Below are 22,185 nucleotides of genomic sequence, written 5' to 3' on the forward strand. Positions count from 1 at the left end.
AAGGTGTCAGGGCTGCAATAAATGGTGGGTTAAGCATTGTCCGCGCCTCCTGATAACAAATATGTCAAGAGCACAAACAGGCCACTACCCCCCCTTCAACACCGCCGACACCGGTGCAATCGCCACACTGGCGGCGCGGCCTTCCAGTGCCCATAGCACCAGCGCCTCGATGGTTTCGGGACGGGTGTGACCCAGCATGATCACACTACCCTCTTGCGCGGCACGAAACGCCGCGCGGTCCAGATATTGGCGGATTGCCGGTACTTCTTCGTTTCCGGCATCCAGTTCCCGAAAGATCAGTGCCGCAGGCACACCTTCGCGTTGTGCCGCTTTCTGGGCCGAGTTCAGGCCCTTGCTGGGCGTCACCAATCCAAATCCGCGATCGGCCAGGATACCCGCGATCTGTTGGGCCTCGGCCGAAGTTGCATCACGATCCAGAACAGCTACGGCTTCGGGGACCGCATTCATATAAGCCTCGAAAGCAACGGCGACATCGCTGGCACTTGCCCCCTTTGGCAGGTTCGTTACCAACAATACCTCGAAACCAGCAGCCCGATAGCGCGCCGCAGCTTCGCTTGCGTCATCACGCGTGGCATCAATAGCAAAACTAAGCGGAAACGGCAGTTGCGCAAGCGCTTCATCCGATATCGGCGCATCTGGAGTATCGATCAGAACCACTGACAGCATCGGCTTGGCATCTGGGTTTTCAAACGACATTGCAAAGCGGGTCAACGCCCCTTCTGTAGTTTGATCTACATCCGCCTGATCACTTGTTGCAGGTGCGTCTGTCTCGGGTTCGACCGGACCACCGATGGTGGGCAAACGCCGGATATTCGCGCCTGTTGTGTCAGCTTCCGGAGCTGCATCAGCCTCGGGGGTTTCAGCTTGCGGTTCAGTTGCGACTTCGTCAGATGGCTCTGGCGCCGTGATTTGCGGCAATGCAGCTATTCTGGGTTCAGCGGTATCTGTTTCCGGTGCGGCTGGCTCAACCGCGTCCTCTTCAACAACCTCGGGCACAGGATCCTCTTGCGGTGTGACCTCGGCTGCTGAATCCTCGGCCATGGCTTCGGACGTTTCCGGCGCAGGTGCCGGTTCTTCGTTCGCAGGCGTTTCCACAGGCTGCGCCATTTCCGGCTGTTCTGGTTCAACCACTTCCGACTCAGCCGGGATTGTTACCTCGGATGTAACCGGTTCGGTGACTTCCTCGGCCTCGATGGTCATCGTTTCCGGTGCGGCAGCTTCGACCTGATCTTCAACCGGCGCGACGGGTTCCACCTCTTCGACCGGATCGGCAGCAGGCGTTTGTTGCTCATCACTCACGACCGCCTCTGACGCGCCATCCGTTGCATCATCTTGCGTTGTATCATCGGGCGCGGTTTGCGGCTCCTCAACCGGCGTTTCCGGTTCCGCGGCTTTCACGGGATCAGAGGGTGCTGCTTCGGGTTCGGGTTCCGGTTCGGCCACAGCATCCGGTGTGTCCATTGCTGGCTCGGCAGCCTTTGGCTCCGCCACTTCGGGCGCAACAGCCGGCGCTTCAACAGCCGGTTTTTCCGGCTGGGCCATTGGCGCAAGCACCACACGGCTTTCATTCCCCGCCAATAACGAGGCACCGGCCACACCAACCCCCGAAACCACAAATCCCCAGACTACACCTGAAACAAATCCGCGTGCCATAATCGCTCTGCCTTATGCTACCTGTATCTGCGCCTATTGTTGTCGGGCCTTGACCCTATGGCGCCTCTGGGGGATGTATAACCCGACACAGGCGCATATTCACCCATTTTATGCGCCAACAGGTAAATGAAAGCGAAACTATGCTGCTTCTGATAGATAATTACGACAGTTTCACCTACAATCTGGTGCATTATCTGGGCGAGCTGGGGGCCGATGTTGTGGTCAAACGCAACGATGCCCTTGGCGTGAACGAGGCCATGGCGATGGCCCCCGAGGCGATCCTGTTGTCCCCCGGCCCCTGTGATCCGGCGCAGGCGGGCATTTGTCTGGAGCTGACCCGCGCCGCCGCGGCCGCACAGGTGCCTTTGATGGGCGTTTGTCTGGGCCATCAGGCGATTGGTGAAATGTTCGGCGGCAAGGTGGTGCGCTGCCATGAAATCGTGCATGGCAAGATGGGCAAAATGCAGCATGACGGCACCGGCGTCTTTGCCGGTCTGCCCTCGCCCTTTGACGCCACCCGCTATCATTCGCTGATTGTCGAGCGCGAGAGCCTGCCTGATTGTCTGGTTGTGAATGCCGAACTTGAGGACGGCACCATCATGGGTCTACGCCACAAAGAATTGCCGATCCACGGAGTGCAGTTCCATCCGGAATCGATTGCCTCGGAACACGGGCACAAATTGCTACAGAATTTTCTGGATATTGCAGGTATCAAGACCAAAGAGGTGGCCGCATGATTGATGCGCTTAAACCCCTGATCCACGCCGCCGCCGAAGGCCCCCTGACCCGCGAGCAGGCCGAACAGGCCTTCGGCATCCTGTTTGATGGCGACGCCACCCCCAGCCAAATCGGCGGATTGCTGATGGCGCTGCGCACCCGTGGCGAAACGGTGCAGGAATACGCCGCCGCCGCCAAGGTGATGCGCGACAAATGCAATGCGGTAAAGGCACCGGCGGATGCGATGGACATCGTTGGAACCGGCGGCGATGGCAAAGGCACGCTGAACATTTCGACCGCCACCGCCTTTGTGGTGGCCGGGGCGGGTGTGACCGTTGCCAAACACGGCAACCGCAACCTGTCGTCAAAATCCGGTGCGGCGGATGCGCTGGGGCAGATGGGCATTAACGTGATGGTCGGGCCGGAAGTGGTTGAAAAAGCCATAGAAACTGTCGGCATTGCCTTCATGATGGCCCCCATGCATCATCCCGCCATTGCCCATGTCATGCCAACCCGCGCCGAACTGGGCACGCGCACGATTTTCAACATCCTTGGTCCGTTAACCAATCCGGCCGGTGTAAAACGCCAACTGACCGGCGCCTTTTCCCGCGACCTGATCCGCCCTATGGCCGAAACGCTGGGTGAGTTGGGGGCGGAAAAGGCATGGCTGGTGCATGGCTCGGACGGCACGGATGAATTGTCGATTGCCGGTGTAAGCTGGGTTGCCGCCCTTGAGGACGGCAAGGTGACAGAATTCGAGGTCAATCCCGAAGACGCCGGCCTGCCCGTGCATCCGTTCGAAGACATCCTTGGCGGCACCCCCGAAGAAAATGGCGCGGCCTTTCGCGCCCTGCTGGACGGCGAAAAATCCGCCTATCGTGATGCAGTGCTGCTGAACGCCGCCGCGGCCCTGCTGGTGGCGGGCAAGGTGGACAACCTTATGGACGGTGCCAAACTGGCGGCCCAAAGCATTGATAGCGGCGCGGCCAAAGAGAAGATCGAGGCACTGGCACGGCTGACGTCCGCCTAGAGCGCTTCGCGTTTCACTGCAAAAGCACCGTATTTCCAGCAAAGGCTGCGGGCATCAAATGCATGCGTTCAGCTGGATATACGGTTCCTTGTGCGCGAATTGCTGCTGGTAAGGTATTCCCGCCTGCCAGAACATCCCTATTCATGGTAGTATCCCCTATTGATTTAACTAATTTCATTAGGAAGACCTCTGCATGAGGCCATGGCTTTCGGTTGAAGCAAGATATCGGCCGCCCACCTTGCGCCCCTGCGGGTCCGGCGGACAGACGGGTGGCGGGGTTTGGGGCTATGCGATTGCGGGGGTTTGCGGGTTGAGGGTGATCCTGTTTGCGGCCTTGAGCAGGTTTTGCGCGATGGCGGCCATGACCATCTGGGCATGCACCCTGGCGCGCCCGAAATATCTCGCCCGCTGCAGGCCGAAGAGGCGTTTCATCGTGCCGAAAGTCTGCTCGATGCGGAAGCGGCGTTTCGAAATCAGCCGGTTGAAGCGTTTCTCCGATTGCCGCAGGGGGCGGCCGCGCGCTGCCTTGCGCAGGATGCCGTCGCGGTATTTGCCGCGCAGCATCTGGCGGTTGGCCTTGCTCGCATAGGCCTTGTCGGCCAGCACCCGCTGCGCCTTTGCGCCCGCGATCATGGTGGCGAATTCGGGGCTTTCGGCGGCATTGGCGGGCGTGGTGTGCACCTTGTCGATAAAGCCCTCTTCGTCGCAGCGGGCAAAGCCCTTGTAGCCGAGCGTGCTCTTGCGGCCCTTCTTGACCCAGCGGGCATCAGGGTCGGCGCTGAAATGCAGCTGTGCCCCGTCGGGTGAGACCTCGGGCGGATCATCCGGCGTCCCTTCCCTTGCCCCGTCCTCTGCCCGGTCCTGCGGGGCGTCGATATGGGTGCGCGGGCGCGCCGCCGCCGCGATCAGGGTCGCATCAATGATCGCCGCCTCAGCCTCTTTCAGCTTCAGCCCATGCGCCTCGATCTGGCGGCAGACCTCGGCCAGCAGCTCATCGTAAACGCCACCCCGGACCAGCGCATTGCGGAACCGGCAGTGGGTCGTCTCATCCGGCACCGACGCGTGCAGATCGAGCCCGCAGAACAGCATGAAATCCAGCCGCACCTTCAAGGCCCGCTCCAGCTTCGGGTCGCTCAGCCCGTGCCACTGGCCAACCAGAAGACACTTGAACAGAACCAGCGGATCATAGCCCTGAGGCCCGATCCCCGAGCGCCCCAGACCGCGCCGCAGGATCGGCAAAAACGAGTTCCAATCCATCAGCGCGTCGATCTTCGACAGAACGTCATCCGCGCCGATCCGTGCCGCCGCTTCGTGCAGGAAAAGGTCCATCTATTCACCCCAGAGATTTCCCGGCTAGCTTACCAAAACGGCCAACCCGGGGGAATCCCGATGTTATGCAGAGGTCTTTCATAAGCATTGGGTTCTTGATCTGCCCCTCTCAAGTTCTTCAAGCAGTTGCCTGGGTATGCTGATCCATATCATTGATATTCCTACCGGAACTGGGCACCCTAAATCCAAACATATCAGGAGTCTTCCCATGTCTACCCCCCTATCCGACATTACAGTCATTGACCTGTCACATGTGCTTGCCGGTCCCTATTGCACTATGGTTCTGTCCGATCTGGGCGCCCGTGTGATCAAGATCGAGCGCCCGGGCCTGGGCGATGACACCCGCGCCTTTCCGCCATTTCGCGGCAGTGAAAGCGCCTATTTTGCCACCATCAACCGTGGCAAGGAATCCATCGCGCTGGATTTGAAAAACACGAGTGACCGCGCCTTGTTTGAACAGATGCTGCCAAAGGCCGATGTTCTGGTCGAAAACTTCCGCCCCGGCGTGATGGAGCGGCTGGGCTATGGTTGGGACGAATTGCACACAAAATACCCCCGCCTGATCTATGCCGCCGTGTCCGGGTTCGGCCATACCGGTCCTGACGCCCAGAAACCCGCCTATGACATGGTGGTGCAGGCCCGTGGCGGGGTGATGTCGATCACCGGCGAAAAAGACCGCGAGCCGGTGCGTGTCGGGGCCTCGGTGGGGGACATCATTGCCGGATCATTCCTGAGCACCGGTGTGATTGCCGCGCTGTATGAACGCACACAAACCGGACAGGGGCACAAGATCGACGTCGCCATGCTGGACAGCCAGATCGCCATTCTGGAACATGCGGTGGCCATCACCGGCGAAACCGGCATCCCCCCTGCCCCGTCCGGCGCGCGGCACCCGTCGATCACCCCGTTTGAAACCTTCCACGCCAAGAACGGGCTGTTCGTGATCGCGGCGGGCAATGACGTTCTGTTTGCCAAAATGTGCGACGTGCTGGGCCTTGGCCCGCTGCTTGAGGACCCCCGTTTCGCCAGCAACGCGGCGCGCTGCAAACACGTCAAGATCCTGAAACGCCTGATCGAAACAGTGACGCTGGCGCGCAAGAAAAAGCACTGGCTAAAACTGCTGGACGCCGCCGGCGTGCCTTGTGCGGCCATACAGAACGTTGCCGAAGCCATGTCTGACCCGCAGATACTTGCGCGCAACATGGTGGTGGAACTGGCTGCGCCGGATGGCGGTAAACCGTTCATAGCGGCCGGCAATCCGATCAAGATTTCGGGGATGGACGGTACCTTGAAAGGCGCCCGCGCACCGGTACTGGACGGGGACAGGCAGGTGATACTGGACTGGTTGAACAAGGGGTAATGGTTCCCGCCCTACGCAATGGCTGCATTTCCCTACCCAGTATATTTGGCCATTACCCAAGTATCTCCGGTAAATAGCAGAAGCAATGCGGGTTCATACCTGGCGCTAATGGCCGAACCTTCGCTTTGCAAACATGGCCGCAAATATTTATGCAACACAGGTTATAAGGGCTGGTATTCCTTACTTTTGTAAAAGGCCTCATTCTGCTAATATCCAACTCATATATTCAATAAATATTCAAGGGGCTGACCCAGATAACCTAAAAAGAGGTTATGATGGGAAGCATGAGAAAGAGTCGCCTGAGCCACTACAAGCAAGACCGTCTTACGGAGCATTTTGTTTCGGGATCGACAGCACGAACAGCAGCCAGTTTGTGTGGTGTAAACCGCAAGACCGCAGCGTTTTATTTTCTACGCCTGCGCGAGATAATCGCCTATGAGCTGGAGGCGGAAAGCCAAGCTATGTTCGGCGGAGAAATAGAAGTGGACGAAAGCTACTTTGGCGGCAAACGCAAAGGTAAACGCGGGCGTGGTGCGGCAGGTAAAATTCCCGTTTTTGGTATATTAAAAAGGGGTGGGAAGGTTTACACCAAGATCATCCCGGACGCCAAATCCGCCACTCTGATCCCGATCATAGAGCGCAAAGTCGTGCCGGATTCCATCGTCTATTCCGATTGTTGGCGCGGTTATAATGTGCTGGATGTGTCAGACTTCCACCACTTTCGCATCAACCATTCCAAGCTCTTTGCAGACCGTCACAACCACATCAATGGCATCGAGAATTTCTGGAACCAAGCCAAGCGCCACATGCGCCGATTTAACGGTGTCCCCAAGGCCCAATTTGGGCTATATTTGAAGGAATGCGAGTGGCGTTTCAACAACAGTGACCCTTCAGCTCAGTTATTGCAGCTAAGACAATGGGTTAAGCGTTACTTGAAGTAGTTATCTGGGTCAGCCCCATATTCAAATTTTCTTCGCAATAATAAGGAATAAATCCATGAAACTTATCGCACTATCCATAGTCACGGCCAGCACATTATCGGCCACCCATGTAACCGCACAGTCCTTGCCCGATAATATGTATATTGACGGGTATATTGAAATATCCAGCTCGGACATTATAGGAACCAGTGAAACATTGGGGCGGGCTAACCTCAATTTCGGACTGGAACCTAACCGGGGTGGCGGCCTTGGTGTTGGATTTTCAATTGGAATCGATGCCGTAGACTTTGGTGGAACCCCAATTAGCGAAGCAGTTGTATATCCGTCAATTACATTCGCCCTTGGAAATACCGGCCTGTTGTCCGTCGGGGTGCCGCGGCCTGTTTTGGATTATGGTTATATCCCACAGGATACGATGGCTCACTCGACGGCCGTAAAAACTTTCTTGGAATTCTCGGGGATAAACGATTCACTTGCCTCGATGCTTTATCTATACGGCCCCTTCATTGTTGGTGAACGCCCGAATTTCTACGGGTTGCGCTACGATGGTGAGTTCGGAAAGACCAAAATCGGCGCGGCTTATCACAGGATGAGCGCCTCTGGTGCGCCCAATGATTTGAACATCTATTCTGTAGCATTTCAACACCGTCTTGGAACATTGGGTCGCCTGGGGGAAACAAAACTGTTTGGTGGTGTTGAAGTGATTGATGACGGCGGAGTCAGTCTTAATATTTAGGGAACCTCTAAAAATCCCCCAAAATCCGGCCTGACGGGGTAGAATCGTCATCAGGATGAAAATGATTCGACCGACGGGGTTTTGTCATGGGTCAGATGGGATTTTTTGATCTTTCCAGCCGATACGCGGGACTGGACAAATCTGGTGATCCGCTGGTGTTGCTCAACGACATGGTGCCGTTCGAGGATTACCGGGACGAGCTGAAGGCCATATGGCGCACGCCGCCCGAACAGCGCAAATCCAACGCTGGCCGCCCGCCTTGGGATGAGGTGCTGATATTCAAGACGATGGTTTTGCAGCAGCTCTACAACCTCTCTGACGATCAGATCGAGTATCAGATCCGCGACCGCCTGTCGTTCATGCGGTTTCTCGGCCTTGGCATTGAAGACAGCGTACCTGACGCCAAGACCATCTGGGCCTACCGTGAAAGGCTGGCCGGGGCCGGGAAGATGAAGGAGCTGTTTGACAAGTTCGATGCCTTTCTGCGCGAAAAGGGCTATCTGGCGATGGGCGGGCAGATTGTTGATGCGAGCATCGTTCCGGCGCCGCGCCAGCACAACAAAAGGGACGAGAACGAGAAAATCAAGGCGGGCGAAACGCCTGAAGAGTGGGAGGAAAAACCCCACAAGAAGCGCCAGAAGGACGTGGATGCGCGCTGGACGAAGAAGCACGGCAAGAGCTATTACGGCTACAAGAACCACATCAATGTCGACCGGCGGCACAAATTCATCCGCGCTTATGATGTCACCGATGCCGCCGTGCATGACAGCCAGGCGCTTGCCGGTCTGATTGATGCGAGCAACACCTCATCGGACCTGTGGGCCGACAGCGCCTATCGCTCGCAAAAGATCGAAAGCGAGCTGGAAGAGCGGGGGCTTCACAGCCATATCCATCACAAGGGCAGGCGCGGCAAGCCGCTTGGCGAGCGCCAGCAAAAGGCCAACCGGAGGCGCTCGAAAGTGCGGGTCCGGGTCGAGCATGTATTCGCTTTTCAGGAGCGCTCCATGGGCGGCAAGCTGATCCGCTCCATCGGCCTGAAGCGGGCGCGATTTCGCATCGGGATGATGAACCTGGTCTACAACATGAAGCGCTTCGTCCAGTTCGAATGCGGCCTGGCGGCGCCGGGATAAGGGTTCATGGGGTGAGGTGTGCCTGAAATACCCAAAACCGGCTTGAAACCGGTGAAAATGGGTTTATGATCCGAAGCAATCAGGCGGGACAGGCGAAAAACCGTCCACCCCGCCGCGAAGAAGGCGAAAACGGGAATTTACAGAGGTTCCCTTTATACCTTCGGGGGTGAGGCCAATTCCGACAGGCTTCGCACCGGCCTGATCCTCTCCAAGAAAGAGGGGTTCATTGGCGCCACAACTGCAAACCTCTATGCAGACTATAAATTCACCGACAGTTTTTCGCTTGCGGGCAGCATTTTGCACATTGATCCGGATGGTGGCGGGACAAATATTGATGTTTACGGGTTGGGGGTGGAATACCAATTCCTGAACGGGGGCTATCTGAATGCAAATTACTCGACCAGTGATATTCTTCCCAATGATACATTCGAAGTGTCACTTGGCTGGCGGTTCTAGCAGCGGTATCTTCGTCAACAGGATATCCAGACCCTGAATATAGACAAATGGCAGGAACAGTTTGTAATAAACAGGCTGGCCCTGCCATTCATTACCAGCAGAGAAGTTATACGTCGCTCTATTGCGTTTTACTGTGCTCACATGTCGCCCACAGCCATTGCACCTTTTCGCCGACCCATTAAAAGGGAAGGCGAAACAGGCAAACAGGCGCGACTATGGCAAAATCCGATCCTCTGGTAATTTTCACCCCTTCCGGCAAACGCGGGCATTTTGCCAAGGGCACGCCGGTTCTGACCGCTGCCCGCCAGTTGGGTGTCGATCTGGATTCGGTTTGCGGCGGGCGCGGGATTTGTTCGCGCTGCCAGATCACCCCCTCATATGGTGAATTCTCAAAACACGGGGTCACTGTGGCCGATGATGCCCTAAGCGAATGGAACTCTGTCGAGGAGCGTTACAAATCCATTCGCGGGCTGATTGACGGGCGGCGGCTGGGCTGTCAGGCGAAAATCGAGGGCGACGTGGTGATCGACGTGCCCCCCGAAAGCCAGGTTCACAAACAGGTGGTGCGCAAACGGGCCGAGGCGCGCGATATCACCCTGAACCCCACCGTACGTCTGTATTACGTCGAGGTGGCACAGCCCGATATGCACGACCCCTCGGGTGATCTGGAACGGCTGGTTGCCGCCTTGCAGGACCAGTGGGATCTGGGCAAGATCAGCGCCGATCTGTCGGTTCTCTCGACCCTGCAAACACGCTTGCGCAAGGGCGAATGGAAAGTCACCGTTGCCCTGCATCAGGCGGATGATAACGCCCCACATACCATCCTGCGTGTCTGGTCCGGCTTTCATGATGCGCCTGCCTACGGGCTGGCGGTGGATGTCGGATCGGCCACCATTGCCGCCCATCTGTGTGACTTGCAGACCGGCAAAGTGGTGGCCTCTTCCGGCATCATGAACCCGCAAATCCGCTTTGGCGAAGACCTGATGAGCCGCGTTTCCTATGGCATGATGAACGAGGGCGGTGCGGACGAGATGACTGCCGCCGTGCGCAACGGGCTGAATGCGCTGTTTGATCAGATCACCACGGATGCGGACATCGACAAGACGCTGATCCTTGATACCGTGTTCGTCTGCAATCCGGTGATGCACCACCTGCTGCTGGGCATTGATCCATACGAGTTGGGACAGGCCCCGTTTGCGCTGGCCACCTCGGACGCGATCCGCCTGAAAGCGCGTGATCTGGACCTTGACCTACACCCCGAAACCCGCGCCTATATCCTGCCCTGTATCGCGGGGCATGTGGGCGCCGATGCCGCCGCCGTAGCCCTGTCCGAAGCCCCTGACAAATCCGACGATCTGGTGTTGGTGGTAGATGTGGGCACCAATGCCGAATTGCTGCTGGGCAACCGCGAACGGGTGTTGGCCTGTTCGTCCCCCACCGGCCCCGCGTTCGAGGGCGCACAGATCAGTTCCGGCCAGCGGGCCGCACCCGGCGCGATTGAGCATGTGGCGATTGATCCCGTGACCAAGGAGCCCCGCTTTCAGGTGATCGGATCGGACTTGTGGTCGGACGAAGAGGGCTTTGAAACCGCCATCGCCACCACCGGCGTAACCGGCATTTGCGGATCTGGCATCATCGAACTGGTGGCCGAGATGCGCATGGCCGGTATTGTCGACGGCCCCGGATTGATTGGCACCGCCGAGCAGGCCGGCACAAAGCGCTGCTTCACCGACGGGCGCACCAATTCCTATCTGGTCTGGGATGGCTCGGCCGAGGGCGGCCCCGTGATTACCGTTACCAATCGCGATATCCGCGAAATCCAGATGGCCAAGGCGGCGCTCTATTCCGGTGCGCGGCTGTTGATGGATAAATTCGGCGTGGATACAGTTGACCGCATCGTGCTGGCGGGCGCCTTTGGCGCGCATATCTCGCCCAAACACGCAATGGTGCTGGGGATGATCCCCGATTGCGAGCTGGACAAAGTAACCTCGGCGGGCAACGCCGCTGGCACCGGTGCGCGCATTGCCCTGCTGAACCGGTCGGCCCGCGCCGAGATCGAAAATACCGTGCGCGCCATCCACAAGGTCGAAACCGCAATCGAGCCGCGCTTTCAGGAGCATTTTGTCAATGCCTCCAACATCCCGAACGCGGTTGACCCGTTCCCGATCCTGTCCAGTATTGTCACCCTGCCCGATGTGACCTTTAACACCGGTGGTGGTGGTGATGGTGGCGGACGCAGACGGCGGCGGCGCGGGTAAGGGATTTTCGCATAACCCGCTTGACGAACCGCGCCGCGCCAATTACCTGAAACGCTGTAAGCGGGTGTAGCTCAATGGTAGAGCAGCAGCTTCCCAAGCTGAATACGAGGGTTCGATTCCCTTCACCCGCTCCAACCTGCAATCACCTTCTGTCAAACAGGTTAACGCTGATGCCACAACTACGGATTGTGGTCGCGCATTCTCATAGGCAGAGACATGTCGTATTGATTGCTGTGCGCGACCCGCGCAGTTGCGTCGACAAGAAATTTCAGGTTCGCGGGTTGGTTCTCGATCCGAGACCATGGAACAACTGACAAAGCAACATCTGGTTTCACCAAGTTATCAATAATTCGTTCTGGTAAATCGGGATATCGGGTTTGAAAATCGGCCTTCGTTTCAACGGTAAACCACCCAGTTGTGAAGTCCGGGTAGATGGCTTCCTTTTCGCCCGGCAAGCTCGTCTGCCAAGAGTTGCAAGATGTAGTTGGAAGGTCGATCACCAAAATACCAGAACGTTTGTTCACCGTACCATCAATCATGCTGGATTTCAGTTCCCAATCAATGTGTTTCCGAAACCGTGTCTCGGTTCCACACAACAAAATTGTCACTTGCGTATCTCGAAGGTAGTCGTCGCGGATTATCCTGCGAATGGTCTGAGGTGCGAGGTCGTCGTCAATATCATCCAATTCAACAGAACAATCGTCAAACGCTCCATGGACATTCGCCAGCCACGAAACATGGCTACGGTAATCTTGGTCGTTACGATGATGGTAGCTGATGAATGCCTTGGTCAAATCAACCTCCTGAAAATACACCAGCCATAAGTATGGCTGTCCCGATGAGAAAAGCGCCTAACCCCAATACAAAAACGGCGATCCAGTGCGCAATGGATTTCCATTCATTTGAAACATCCGGCATCCCGTTATCGCCGATGGCTTCCGCCGCTACCTTAAGCGCTTTCGCGTTGTTTCGGATGCCGCTACCGATCCTGAGCATAACGAACGCGAGCGTCACAAGTGCGATCCCGAGCAATAGGTAGAACCACCACTCTATCTCGCCCGAAGTTGAGCGAAGGACCAAGGCAGTTGCAGTCGCGATTGCGACCAACAACTGCAGCATCTGCCAACGCAGCTTATCTAGGTGTCTGAATGTCTCGTACCGCTGGTTGTATATCTCGACGCTCACTTTGATCCGCACCCTCGCTTTAGCTCTAGTTCTCCATCACATAGGGCTGAGCTATTGTTATTTCAAGATATTGTGGATAAACGAGCGCCAATGCACAATAGGCGGTGCTCAGCGTGCTACCGCGCGCTTCATTTCCTACACTCGCTGCGTCCTTGCGGTTTTGCCTACAGACTGCCTACAAATCGTATGTTGAATACCGACCAACCGTTTGAAAATTTGGCGTAATTGGAAAGTTCGCTGTAAGTTTCCCAAGCTGACGACGAGGGTTCGATTCCCTTCACCCGCTCCAATCCCTCAGTTGGAATTCAGGATATAATCCACCAGCATACGGGTTGAGCCATCTTTGCCTTCAGTGCTCTCCTCGCCCTTTACCAAAGGCGTCAGAGCAACGGCCAGTTCCTTGCCCAGTTCGACACCCCATTGATCGAACGAATTGATCCCCAGAATAACCCCTTCGACAAACACACGGTGTTCATAAAGGGCGATGATGCGGCCCAGCATGTTCGGAGTCAGTTTGGGGTAGATCAGCGTGGTGGTCGGCCGATTGCCGGGGAAAACATGGTGGCGGGCCTGGCGTTCCAGTTCGGCCCCTGTGAACCCTTTGGCCGCCATCAGATCACGGGCGACGTCCAGCGGGCGGCCCTTCATCAATGCTTCGGACTGGGCCAGACAATTGGCCAGCAGCAATTCATGCTGATGCTCCAGATCGGGTTCGTGCCCTTTCGCCGCGATCAGGAATTCGCACGGCACCACATCGGTGCCCTGATGGATCAGCTGATAAAATGCATGTTGCCCGTTGGTGCCGGGCTTGCCCCAGACCACCGGCCCGCTGGGGCGTGTCAGGGGCTGGCCGTCCATTGTCACGCTTTTGCCGTTGCTCTCCATTTCCAACTGCTGGAAATAGGCCGGCATATGCGTAAGACGCTGATCATAAGGCAGCACAGCGCGGGTTTTATAGCCGCAAATCTGGTGGTGCCAGATACCGACAAGCGCCAGCAGCAGCGGCATGTTTTGCGCTGCATCGCTGTTGCAAAAATGCGCGTCCATCTCGGCCCCGCCGTGCAGGAAGTCGCGGAAATTATCAGGACCGATCGCCAACATCAGCGACAGGCCAATCGGCCCCCAGACGGAATAGCGCCCGCCGACATAATCGCCAAAGCCGAACACCCGGTCGGCAGGGATGCCAAAAGCAGCCGCCTTGTCACCAGCCGAGGACACCGCCACAAATTGCGCAGCGGGGTCCGTCACCGATTGCGCCATCCAATCCCGCGCAGTTTTGGCGTTGGTCATGGTTTCAATAGTGGTGAAGGTCTTGGAGGCCACAATCACCAGCGTGGTTGCGGGGTTCAGCCCCTTTAGCGTATCGGCAATATGCGCCCCGTCGATGTTCGACACAAAATGGGTGCGCGGGCCGTCATGATACGGGGCCAGCGCCAGAGTGGTCATTTGCGGGCCAAGGTCCGAGCCGCCAATGCCGATATTCACCACATCACTGATCGCCCCGCCCTGCCCCTGAAACACACCGCTGCGCACCTGCGTACAGAATTCCTGCATCCTTTCAAGCGTGGCCAGAATATCGGGCATCACATCGATACCATCCACCAGCACCGGCGCGCCCTTCAGATTGCGCAAGGCCGTGTGCAGCACCGCGCGGCCCTCGGTTTCATTGATCTTTTCACCGGCAAACATGGCGTCACGGCGCCCGAACACATCCGCATCAGCAGCCAGTTCCAAAAGCAGCGCCATGGTTTCCCCGTCAATATTCGTCTTGGAATAGTCGAACAGCAAATCCCCCATTCGGGCCGAAAATACCCCTGCACGTCCGCCATTGAACAATGATAGGATTGCCCGATCAGCAACCTGTGCCTGTTTTGCTGCCAACCTGTCCCAAAGCGTCATTTATGTGATGTCCAGTGCGCTGTTGCCCCTTTCAGAAAGGCCGAAATGGGCGCCTGTAACGGGTCGTTGATTTTCAGCGCCTTCTTCAGCGCCTTGTTCTTGGCTTTGCCGGTGAAAACCACATGGGTCGACATCGCGCCCTTTAGCACAGGGGCGGTCAGCGTCACCCGCGGCTCGCCAGCCCCTTTGGCGCGCATCGGCATCAGGATCGGCGCATCATCGGCCATTGCCGCTTCCAGATTATCCGCACCAGTAAACAAAGAGGCCGTGTGCATATCCAACCCCATACCCAGAACCAGCACGTCTACCGGCAACAGTGGACCGATGGCTTTGGACAACTCCGGCAAGGCCTCTTCCGGTGTGTCGGTCGGGGCGTAAAGCGGGATGAAAGTGGCCTCGGCGGCGCGGTCCACCAACAGGTGTTCCCTGACCAGTCGGGTGTTGGAACGCGGGTCATCCTCGGGCACCCAGCGCTCGTCGGTCAGCAGGATGTTAACCCGTGACCATTCCAAACGCACCCCGCTAAGGATGTCGAAAATCGGCCCCGGGGTGGTGCCGCCGGGAACCACCAGCGTGACACGTTCCTTGGTGTTCAGGATACCGTTTAATTCGGCGGCCAATACATCGGCCAAATCCATCGCCAACATTTCACTGTCTGGATATTTGATCTTTTTCATTCTGTTATCTCCCGCCAACGACGCCCCTCGCGGTGCATCAGCATTAATGCGTCTTCCGGTCCTGAACTCCCTGCGTCATAAGGTTTAGGACGATCCCCGCGTTCAATCCAGCCCTGAATGATGGGATCAACCCAGGCCCAGGCCGCCTCGACCTCGTCCCCGCGCATGAACAGGGTCTGGTTTCCCCGGATCACATCCATGATCAACCGCTCGTAGGCATCTGTAATATCTTCGGCATCCTCGCCCAGTGCCTCGGCAAAACTCATGTCCAGCGCCACATCCATCAAACGCATCCCGCCGGGACCGGGTTCCTTGATGGTGACATGCAAATCCATACCCTCGTTCGGTTGCAGATGGATGATCAACTCGTTACAGCGCCGCCCCTCTTGCGGCTCGAAAATCATGTGTGGCGGCTCTTTGAATACCACCGCGATTTCGCTTTTGCGGGCGCGCAGACGTTTTCCTGTGCGCAGGTAGAACGGCGTGCCGTTCCAGCGCCAGTTGGCGATATGCACCTTCATCGCCAGAAAACTCTCGGTGTGGCTGTCGGGGTTTTCGGCATCCTCGACATAGGAGGGCTGATCACCTTCGGCCCGATACTGCCCGCGCACGATGTCATCTGCCGGCACCGGATCCAGCGCACGGATCACTTTGAGTTTTTCATCCCGCACAGAATCCGGATCAAAATGCGCCGGTGGTTCCATCGCGATCAGGCACAACAGTTGCATCAGGTGGTTCTGCACCATATCGCGCATCGCACCGGATTTGTCATAAGGGAACCTCTAAAAATCCCCCAAAATCCGGCCTGACGGGGTAGAATCGTCATCAGGATGAAAATGATTCGACCGACGGGGTTTTGTCATGGGTCAGATGGGATTTTTTGATCTTTCCAGCCGATACGCGGGACTGGACAAATCTGGTGATCCGCTGGTGTTGCTCAACGACATGGTGCCGTTCGAGGATTACCGGGACGAGCTGAAGGCCATATGGCGCACGCCGCCCGAACAGCGCAAATCCAACGCTGGCCGCCCGCCTTGGGATGAGGTGCTGATATTCAAGACGATGGTTTTGCAGCAGCTCTACAACCTCTCTGACGATCAGATCGAGTATCAGATCCGCGACCGCCTGTCGTTCATGCGGTTTCTCGGCCTTGGCATTGAAGACAGCGTACCTGACGCCAAGACCATCTGGGCCTACCGTGAAAGGCTGGCCGGGGCCGGGAAGATGAAGGAGCTGTTTGACAAGTTCGATGCCTTTCTGCGCGAAAAGGGCTATCTGGCGATGGGCGGGCAGATTGTTGATGCGAGCATCGTTCCGGCGCCGCGCCAGCACAACAAAAGGGACGAGAACGAGAAAATCAAGGCGGGCGAAACGCCTGAAGAGTGGGAGGAAAAACCCCACAAGAAGCGCCAGAAGGACGTGGATGCGCGCTGGACGAAGAAGCACGGCAAGAGCTATTACGGCTACAAGAACCACATCAATGTCGACCGGCGGCACAAATTCATCCGCGCTTATGATGTCACCGATGCCGCCGTGCATGACAGCCAGGCGCTTGCCGGTCTGATTGATGCGAGCAACACCTCATCGGACCTGTGGGCCGACAGCGCCTATCGCTCGCAAAAGATCGAAAGCGAGCTGGAAGAGCGGGGGCTTCACAGCCATATCCATCACAAGGGCAGGCGCGGCAAGCCGCTTGGCGAGCGCCAGCAAAAGGCCAACCGGAGGCGCTCGAAAGTGCGGGTCCGGGTCGAGCATGTATTCGCTTTTCAGGAGCGCTCCATGGGCGGCAAGCTGATCCGCTCCATCGGCCTGAAGCGGGCGCGATTTCGCATCGGGATGATGAACCTGGTCTACAACATGAAGCGCTTCGTCCAGTTCGAATGCGGCCTGGCGGCGCCGGGATAAGGGTTCATGGGGTGAGGTGTGCCTGAAATACCCAAAACCGGCTTGAAACCGGTGAAAATGGGTTTATGATCCGAAGCAATCAGGCGGGACAGGCGAAAAACCGTCCACCCCGCCGCGAAGAAGGCGAAAACGGGAATTTACAGAGGTTCCCCTTAATATATTCTTACCGACCCCCTTCTTCTTGCTGCAAATACCTTGGGGGTGCGGGGGTGAAACCCCCGCTTGGGCCGGTAGGGCAAACAACGGGGTATCAAGCATGACGATCCAGCTTTACTGTTTTGGCGAAAGCGGCAATTCCTACAAGGCGGCGCTGGCATTGGAATTGTCCGGTCTGGACTGGGAACCAGTCTATGTCGACTTTTTCAACGGCGAAACCCGCAGCCCCGAGTTCCGCGCCCTGAATGAAATGAGCGAGGCCCCGGTGATGGTCGATGGCGATCTGACACTGGCCCAGTCCGGTGTCATTCAGGATTATGTAGTAGAAAAATCCGGCAAGCTGGGCGGCACCACCCCCGAGGAGCGCCGCGAGATTCTGCGCTGGACATTGTGGGACAATCACAAGCTGTCCTCACCCGTCGGCATGACGCGGTTTTTGATCCATTTCCTGCCCAAAGACAAACAACCCCAAGGCGTGATCCCCTTCACGCAGGCCCGCCTAAAGGCCGCCTACAAAACCCTGAACCAGCATCTGCAAAACCGCGACTGGATCGCCGCCGATCATCTGACAATCGCCGATCTGTCCTGTTGCAGCTACCTTTATTACCCCGAACCTTTCGGGTTCGAGCGCAAGGAATGGCCCCATATCGACGCCTGGCTAAGCCGCATCAGCGACACGCCGAGCTGGAAACACCCTTATGATCTGATGCCCGGCAGCCCCGCTGACCGCGCAAGCCAAGAAGGAAAAACCACATGACCGAAGCCTATATCTATGATGCTGTCCGATCCCCCCGCGGCAAGGGCCGCAAGGATGGCGCGCTGCACGAAGTCACCGCCGTGCGCCTGTCCGCGCAAATCCTGAACGCGATCAAGCACCGCAACAATCTGGACGGTCACTCGGTCGAGGATGTGATCTGGGGCAACGTCACGCAGGTCATGGAACAGGGCGGCTGTCTGGCACGCACTGCCGTTCTGGCCTCGGAGCTGGACCAGTCGATCCCCGGCCTTGCCATCAACCGTTTCTGTGCATCCGGCATGGAGGCTGTGAACCTTGCCGCCAACCAGATCAAAGGTGGCGCCGGCGAGGCCTATATCGCCGGTGGTGTCGAAATGATGGGCCGCGTGCCAATGGGCAGCGACGGCGCCGCGATTGCCGTTGACCCCAGCGTTGCGATGGGCACCTATTTCGTGCCTCAGGGCATTTCCGCCGATCTGATCGCCACCGAATACGGCTTTACCCGCGATCAGGCCGATGCGCTGGCCGTGGAAAGCCAGAACCGCGCCAAGGCCGCCTGGGATGACAAGCGCTTTGCCAAATCCATCGTGCCGATTGTCGATCAGAACGGATTGCCCATTCTGGACACTGACGAATACATGCGCCCCGGCACCGATATGCAGACCCTTGGCGCGCTAAAAGCCAGCTTCAAAGACATGGGCGAGGTCATGCCCGGTTTCGACAAGGTGGCGATCATGAAATACCCGCATCTGGAGCGTCTGAACCACATCCACCACGCGGGCAATTCATCGGGCATCGTTGATGGCTCGGCCGCGATCCTGATCGGCAACAAGGAATTCGGCGAAAAGCACGGGTTGAAACCCCGCGCCCGCATCCGCGCCAACGCCAAAATCGGCACCGAACCCACCATCATGCTGACCGGCCCCGTGCCGGTGACCGAAAAGATCCTGCATGATAACGGCATGAAAATCAGCGACATTGATCTGTTCGAGGTGAACGAAGCCTTCGCCGCCGTCGTTTTGCGCTTCATGCAGGCCTTTGATGTGGACCCCGCAATCGTCAACGTCAACGGCGGCGCCATCGCAATGGGCCACCCGCTGGGCGCGACCGGCGCGATGATCATTGGCACCGTGCTGGACGAACTTGAGCGTCAGGACAAAGAAGTCGGCATGGCCACGCTTTGTATTGCCTCGGGCATGGGCGTTGCAACAATCATCGAGCGCGTCTGATGCCGGTGATCAAGATCAACGAACTGCCCTTGGTCAAGGGCAGTGAAAACATCGGCTATCCGCCGCCGCACGACAAGGGCTGCGACCTGTACGAGGCCGCGGCATTGGGCGAGGCCGCAGGGTTGACCCAGTTCGGTGTGAACATCGAAAAGCTGTTGCCCGGCGGCATGTCATCGCAACGCCACTGGCATGAAAACGAGGACGAGTTCCTGTATATGCTAAGCGGCGAAGTGGTTCTGGTCGAGGACGACGGTGAACACACAATGACCGAAGGCATGGCGGCTGGCTGGAAGGCGGGTGACAGTAACGCCCACCACCTGATCAATCGCAGCACAGAGCCAGCCTATTATCTGATCATCGGCACACGGGCCGACAGTGACACCTGCCATTACCCCGATATTGATCTTCACTACACACGTCAAAACGGTGAGCGCCAGTTCAGCCACAAAGACGGCACACCTTATCAAGAGGACGAAACCAAATGAGCGATTTTTCCTATTCCGTAGACGCAGACGGCGTCGCCACCATCACATGGGACACCAAAGGCAAATCCATGAACGTGATGAGCATCAAAGCCTTTCACGATCTGGACGGCATGATTGATGACGCACTGGCAGATGATGCGGTCAAAGGTGTTGTCATCACATCCGGCAAGGAAGGCTCTTTTGCCGGTGGCATGGACCTGAACATCATCGCCAAGATGAAAGAAGACGCAGGCGACAACCCGGCACAGGGGCTGTTTGACGGTCTGATGCAAATGCACGGCATTTTACGCAAGATCGAGCGTGCGGGCATGGATGCGAAAACCAACAAGGGCGGCAAACCGATTGCCGCCGCCCTGCCCGGCACAGCCCTTGGCATCGGCCTTGAACTGCCGCTGTCGTGCCACCGCATCTTTGCCGCCGACAACCCCAAGGCCAAAATCGGCCTGCCGGAAATTCAGGTCGGGATTTTCCCCGGCATGGGCGGCACCACACGCCTTGTGCGCAAAATGGGCGCGATGGCAGCATCCCCGCTGCTGTTGCAAGGCAAGCTGAACAACCCCAAAGCCGCCAAAATGGCAGGTGTGGTGGACGAGGTTGTTCCGGCGGATGAACTGCTGGCCAAAGCCAAGGAATGGGTTCTGAACGCCAAGGACGCCGATATCCTGAAACCCTGGGATGCCAAAGGGTATAAAATGCCCGGCGGTGCACCCTATCACCCCGCCGGTTTCATGACCTTTGTTGGTGCCTCCGCGATGGTGAACGGCAACACATGGGGTGTTTATCCAGCCGCCAAGGCGCTGCTGTCGGCTGTTTACGAAGGGGCGCTGGTGCCCTTTGATACGGCGATCAAGATCGAGGCCCGCTGGTTCACCAATGTGATGATGAACCCGTCCTCATCCGCCATGATCCGCAGCCTGTTCATCAACAAGGAAGCATTGGAAAAAGGCGCCAACCGCCCCGATGTGCCACCGCAACAGGTGAAAAAGCTGGGCGTGCTGGGCGCGGGCATGATGGGCGCGGGGATCACGCTGGTTTCGGCCATGGCCGGAATCGAAGTGGTGCTGATCGATCAGGATCAGGCCGCCGCCGACCGTGGCAAGGATTATACCGCCACCTATATGGACAAGGGCATCGCCCGCAAAAAAGCCACGCCCGAGAAGAAAGAGGCCACGCTGAACCTGATCACCGCCACCACCGATTATGCCGCACTGAAGGGCTGTGACCTGATCGTCGAAGCGGTGTTCGAGGACCCGAAGATCAAGGCCGAAGTCACCAAAAAGGTCGAAGTGGTGGTGGGCGAGGATTGCATCTTTGCCACCAACACCTCGACCCTGCCGATCACGGAACTGGCCAAGGCCAGCAAACGACCCGAGCAATACATCGGCATCCACTTCTTTTCACCGGTTGAAAAGATGCTGCTGGTCGAGATCATCAAGGGCAAGGAAACCGGCGATGTGGCCGTGGCCAAGGCGCTGGATTTCGTGCGCCAGATCCGCAAAACTCCGATCGTGGTCAATGACAAGCGCTTCTTTTACGCCAACCGCTGCATCATCCCCTACATCAACGAAGGGATCCGCATGGTCAAAGAGGGCGTCGCGCCCGCGCTGGTGGAAAATGCCGCCAAACTGGTCGGTATGCCGCTGGGGCCACTGCAACTGGTCGATGAAACCTCGATTGATCTGGGCGTGAAAATCGCCAAGGCCACGCGGGCGGCGATGGGCGATGCCTATCCTGACGGCGCGGTGGACGAGGTGCTGTTCTGGATGGCCGACGAGGGCCGCCTGGGCCGCAAATCCAAGGCCGGTTTCTATGCCTATGACGAAAAGGGTAAGCGGTTGGGGCTGTGGGACGGTCTGGCGGCAAAATACCCGCTGGCCGACGTTCAGCCGGACGTGCACGAGGTGCAGCACCGCCTGCTGATGGCGCAAGTGCTGGAGGCCGTACGCGCGCTGGAGGAAGGTGTGCTTGAGGACATCCGCGAAGGCGACGTCGGCGCGATCCTCGGCTGGGGCTTTGCACCGTGGTCGGGTGGGCCGTTCAGTTGGCTGGATATGATCGGCGAAGGTAAGGCCGTCGAGATATGCGACCACCTGACCGAAACCTATGGCGATCGGTTCAGCACCCCCGACCTGCTGCGCGAGATGGCGGACAAGGGCGAGAGCTTTTACGGGCGGTTTGGCAAGGATGCCAAGGCGGCTTAGACCGATTGAATGCAATAGCCCCCTTTCCGTGGGGGCTATTGGCTGAATATTTTGGTAATCGGGTTTAGCTTCGAGGTGGCT

The 22,185-nt window shown here is 57.6% G+C and carries 19 protein-coding genes, 1 tRNA gene and 1 pseudogene; 14 read left to right on the plus strand and 7 right to left on the minus strand.

Features of this window, described 5'->3' with window-relative positions; genetic code table 11:
- Nucleotides 1-84 precede the first annotated feature (84 nt).
- Nucleotides 85-1,674, minus strand: a complete 1,590-nt coding sequence (locus ACQY4M_RS08985) for a divergent polysaccharide deacetylase family protein (RefSeq protein WP_428543290.1) — start codon at nt 1,672-1,674, stop codon at nt 85-87.
- A gap of 140 nt (nt 1,675-1,814) precedes the next feature.
- On the opposite strand from ACQY4M_RS08985, the gene ACQY4M_RS08990 reads away from it, so the two are divergent.
- The gene (locus ACQY4M_RS08990) at nt 1,815-2,411 is read left to right on the plus strand and encodes an anthranilate synthase component II (protein WP_428543292.1); all 597 of its coding nucleotides are present in this window, start codon (nt 1,815-1,817) and stop codon (nt 2,409-2,411) included.
- Nucleotides 2,408-3,421, plus strand: coding sequence for an anthranilate phosphoribosyltransferase (gene trpD, locus ACQY4M_RS08995; protein WP_428543294.1), 1,014 nt, complete (start codon nt 2,408-2,410; stop codon nt 3,419-3,421). Before ACQY4M_RS08990 ends, trpD begins: the two co-directional genes overlap by 4 nt.
- Before the next feature lie 285 nt (nt 3,422-3,706).
- Here the strand turns inward: trpD and ACQY4M_RS09000 are convergent, their stop codons facing one another.
- Nucleotides 3,707-4,750, minus strand: a complete 1,044-nt coding sequence (locus ACQY4M_RS09000) for an IS5 family transposase (protein WP_428539221.1) — start codon at nt 4,748-4,750, stop codon at nt 3,707-3,709.
- A 208-nt stretch (nt 4,751-4,958) separates the two neighbouring features.
- Here ACQY4M_RS09000 and ACQY4M_RS09005 point away from each other — a divergent pair, with 208 nt between their 5' ends.
- The 6 genes from ACQY4M_RS09005 to ACQY4M_RS09030 all read left to right on the plus strand — a co-directional run bounded on the left by ACQY4M_RS09005 (nt 4,959) and on the right by ACQY4M_RS09030 (nt 11,765).
- Entirely contained in the window at nt 4,959-6,110 is a 1,152-nt protein-coding gene (locus tag ACQY4M_RS09005) for a CaiB/BaiF CoA transferase family protein (protein ID WP_428543296.1), read from the plus strand.
- Nucleotides 6,111-6,394: 284 nt separating this feature from the next.
- Nucleotides 6,395-7,051, plus strand: coding sequence for an IS1595 family transposase (locus tag ACQY4M_RS09010; RefSeq protein ID WP_428539609.1), 657 nt, complete (start codon nt 6,395-6,397; stop codon nt 7,049-7,051).
- Nucleotides 7,052-7,106: 55 nt separating this feature from the next.
- Nucleotides 7,107-7,787, plus strand: coding sequence for a hypothetical protein (locus tag ACQY4M_RS09015; protein ID WP_428543298.1), 681 nt, complete (start codon nt 7,107-7,109; stop codon nt 7,785-7,787).
- A gap of 86 nt (nt 7,788-7,873) precedes the next feature.
- Entirely contained in the window at nt 7,874-8,917 is a 1,044-nt protein-coding gene (locus ACQY4M_RS09020; protein ID WP_428539227.1) for an IS5 family transposase, read from the plus strand.
- A gap of 671 nt (nt 8,918-9,588) precedes the next feature.
- Nucleotides 9,589-11,631, plus strand: coding sequence for an ASKHA domain-containing protein (locus ACQY4M_RS09025; protein WP_428543300.1), 2,043 nt, complete (start codon nt 9,589-9,591; stop codon nt 11,629-11,631).
- A gap of 60 nt (nt 11,632-11,691) precedes the next feature.
- Nucleotides 11,692-11,765: transfer RNA gene (locus ACQY4M_RS09030), tRNA-Gly, on the plus strand.
- Between the two features lie 45 nt (nt 11,766-11,810).
- On the opposite strand, the gene ACQY4M_RS09035 is transcribed toward ACQY4M_RS09030, so the two are convergent.
- From ACQY4M_RS09035 to ACQY4M_RS09055, 5 genes and pseudogenes are all read right to left on the minus strand, one after another.
- Nucleotides 11,811-12,425: a TIR domain-containing protein gene (locus tag ACQY4M_RS09035; protein ID WP_428543302.1), complete on the minus strand. Its 615-nt coding sequence runs from the start codon at nt 12,423-12,425 to the stop codon at nt 11,811-11,813.
- Between the two features lies 1 nt (nt 12,426).
- The gene (locus ACQY4M_RS09040; RefSeq protein ID WP_428543304.1) at nt 12,427-12,816 is read right to left on the minus strand and encodes a hypothetical protein; all 390 of its coding nucleotides are present in this window, start codon (nt 12,814-12,816) and stop codon (nt 12,427-12,429) included.
- 294 nt (nt 12,817-13,110) lie between these two features.
- Nucleotides 13,111-14,715, minus strand: coding sequence for a glucose-6-phosphate isomerase (pgi, locus tag ACQY4M_RS09045; protein WP_428543306.1), 1,605 nt, complete (start codon nt 14,713-14,715; stop codon nt 13,111-13,113).
- A complete protein-coding gene (gene pgl, locus ACQY4M_RS09050) occupies nt 14,712-15,392 on the minus strand; it encodes a 6-phosphogluconolactonase (RefSeq protein WP_428543308.1) in 681 nt (226 codons plus the stop codon). The genes pgi and pgl overlap by 4 nt, the downstream gene beginning before the upstream one ends.
- Nucleotides 15,389-16,165, minus strand: a pseudogene (locus tag ACQY4M_RS09055) (glucose-6-phosphate dehydrogenase); the annotation flags it as partial. The gene pgl and the pseudogene ACQY4M_RS09055, both read right to left, overlap by 4 nt.
- 88 nt (nt 16,166-16,253) lie before the next feature.
- Between ACQY4M_RS09055 and ACQY4M_RS09060 the strand changes: the two are divergent.
- The 6 genes from ACQY4M_RS09060 to ACQY4M_RS09085 all read left to right on the plus strand — a co-directional run bounded on the left by ACQY4M_RS09060 (nt 16,254) and on the right by ACQY4M_RS09085 (nt 22,104).
- A complete protein-coding gene (locus ACQY4M_RS09060) occupies nt 16,254-17,297 on the plus strand; it encodes an IS5 family transposase (protein WP_428539227.1) in 1,044 nt (347 codons plus the stop codon).
- A 65-nt stretch (nt 17,298-17,362) separates the two neighbouring features.
- Nucleotides 17,363-17,557, plus strand: a complete 195-nt coding sequence (locus tag ACQY4M_RS09065) for a hypothetical protein (protein WP_428543310.1) — start codon at nt 17,363-17,365, stop codon at nt 17,555-17,557.
- The gene (locus ACQY4M_RS09070; protein WP_428543312.1) at nt 17,554-18,210 is read left to right on the plus strand and encodes a glutathione S-transferase family protein; all 657 of its coding nucleotides are present in this window, start codon (nt 17,554-17,556) and stop codon (nt 18,208-18,210) included. Before ACQY4M_RS09065 ends, ACQY4M_RS09070 begins: the two co-directional genes overlap by 4 nt.
- On the plus strand, nt 18,207-19,418 hold the full coding sequence (locus ACQY4M_RS09075; protein WP_428543314.1) for an acetyl-CoA C-acetyltransferase: 1,212 nt from the start codon (nt 18,207-18,209) through the stop codon (nt 19,416-19,418). Before ACQY4M_RS09070 ends, ACQY4M_RS09075 begins: the two co-directional genes overlap by 4 nt.
- Nucleotides 19,418-19,903, plus strand: coding sequence for a cupin domain-containing protein (locus ACQY4M_RS09080; protein WP_428543316.1), 486 nt, complete (start codon nt 19,418-19,420; stop codon nt 19,901-19,903). The genes ACQY4M_RS09075 and ACQY4M_RS09080 overlap by 1 nt, the downstream gene beginning before the upstream one ends.
- The gene (locus ACQY4M_RS09085) at nt 19,900-22,104 is read left to right on the plus strand and encodes a 3-hydroxyacyl-CoA dehydrogenase NAD-binding domain-containing protein (protein WP_428543318.1); all 2,205 of its coding nucleotides are present in this window, start codon (nt 19,900-19,902) and stop codon (nt 22,102-22,104) included. Before ACQY4M_RS09080 ends, ACQY4M_RS09085 begins: the two co-directional genes overlap by 4 nt.
- Nucleotides 22,105-22,185 lie beyond the last annotated feature (81 nt).

Source organism: Profundibacter sp., from assembly GCF_965277155.1.
GTDB lineage: Bacteria > Pseudomonadota > Alphaproteobacteria > Rhodobacterales > Rhodobacteraceae > Profundibacter.

What these genes read in the sequence shown, in the direction of transcription:
- ACQY4M_RS09020 (WP_428539227.1), top strand. Translation starts at nt 7,874, where the DNA reads ATGGGTCAGATGGGATTTTTTGATCTTTCCAGCCGATACGCGGGACTG.
- ACQY4M_RS08990 (WP_428543292.1), top strand. Translation starts at nt 1,815, where the DNA reads ATGCTGCTTCTGATAGATAATTACGACAGTTTCACCTACAATCTGGTG.
- ACQY4M_RS09070 (WP_428543312.1), top strand. Translation starts at nt 17,554, where the DNA reads ATGACGATCCAGCTTTACTGTTTTGGCGAAAGCGGCAATTCCTACAAG.
- ACQY4M_RS09085 (WP_428543318.1), top strand. Translation starts at nt 19,900, where the DNA reads ATGAGCGATTTTTCCTATTCCGTAGACGCAGACGGCGTCGCCACCATC.
- ACQY4M_RS08985 (WP_428543290.1), bottom strand. Translation starts at nt 1,674, where the DNA reads ATGGCACGCGGATTTGTTTCAGGTGTAGTCTGGGGATTTGTGGTTTCG.
- pgi (WP_428543306.1), bottom strand. Translation starts at nt 14,715, where the DNA reads ATGACGCTTTGGGACAGGTTGGCAGCAAAACAGGCACAGGTTGCTGAT.
- ACQY4M_RS09080 (WP_428543316.1), top strand. Translation starts at nt 19,418, where the DNA reads ATGCCGGTGATCAAGATCAACGAACTGCCCTTGGTCAAGGGCAGTGAA.
- ACQY4M_RS09075 (WP_428543314.1), top strand. Translation starts at nt 18,207, where the DNA reads ATGACCGAAGCCTATATCTATGATGCTGTCCGATCCCCCCGCGGCAAG.
- ACQY4M_RS09015 (WP_428543298.1), top strand. Translation starts at nt 7,107, where the DNA reads ATGAAACTTATCGCACTATCCATAGTCACGGCCAGCACATTATCGGCC.
- ACQY4M_RS09005 (WP_428543296.1), top strand. Translation starts at nt 4,959, where the DNA reads ATGTCTACCCCCCTATCCGACATTACAGTCATTGACCTGTCACATGTG.
- ACQY4M_RS09000 (WP_428539221.1), bottom strand. Translation starts at nt 4,750, where the DNA reads ATGGACCTTTTCCTGCACGAAGCGGCGGCACGGATCGGCGCGGATGAC.
- ACQY4M_RS09065 (WP_428543310.1), top strand. Translation starts at nt 17,363, where the DNA reads ATGATCCGAAGCAATCAGGCGGGACAGGCGAAAAACCGTCCACCCCGC.
- trpD (WP_428543294.1), top strand. Translation starts at nt 2,408, where the DNA reads ATGATTGATGCGCTTAAACCCCTGATCCACGCCGCCGCCGAAGGCCCC.
- ACQY4M_RS09025 (WP_428543300.1), top strand. Translation starts at nt 9,589, where the DNA reads ATGGCAAAATCCGATCCTCTGGTAATTTTCACCCCTTCCGGCAAACGC.
- pgl (WP_428543308.1), bottom strand. Translation starts at nt 15,392, where the DNA reads ATGAAAAAGATCAAATATCCAGACAGTGAAATGTTGGCGATGGATTTG.
- ACQY4M_RS09010 (WP_428539609.1), top strand. Translation starts at nt 6,395, where the DNA reads ATGAGAAAGAGTCGCCTGAGCCACTACAAGCAAGACCGTCTTACGGAG.
- ACQY4M_RS09060 (WP_428539227.1), top strand. Translation starts at nt 16,254, where the DNA reads ATGGGTCAGATGGGATTTTTTGATCTTTCCAGCCGATACGCGGGACTG.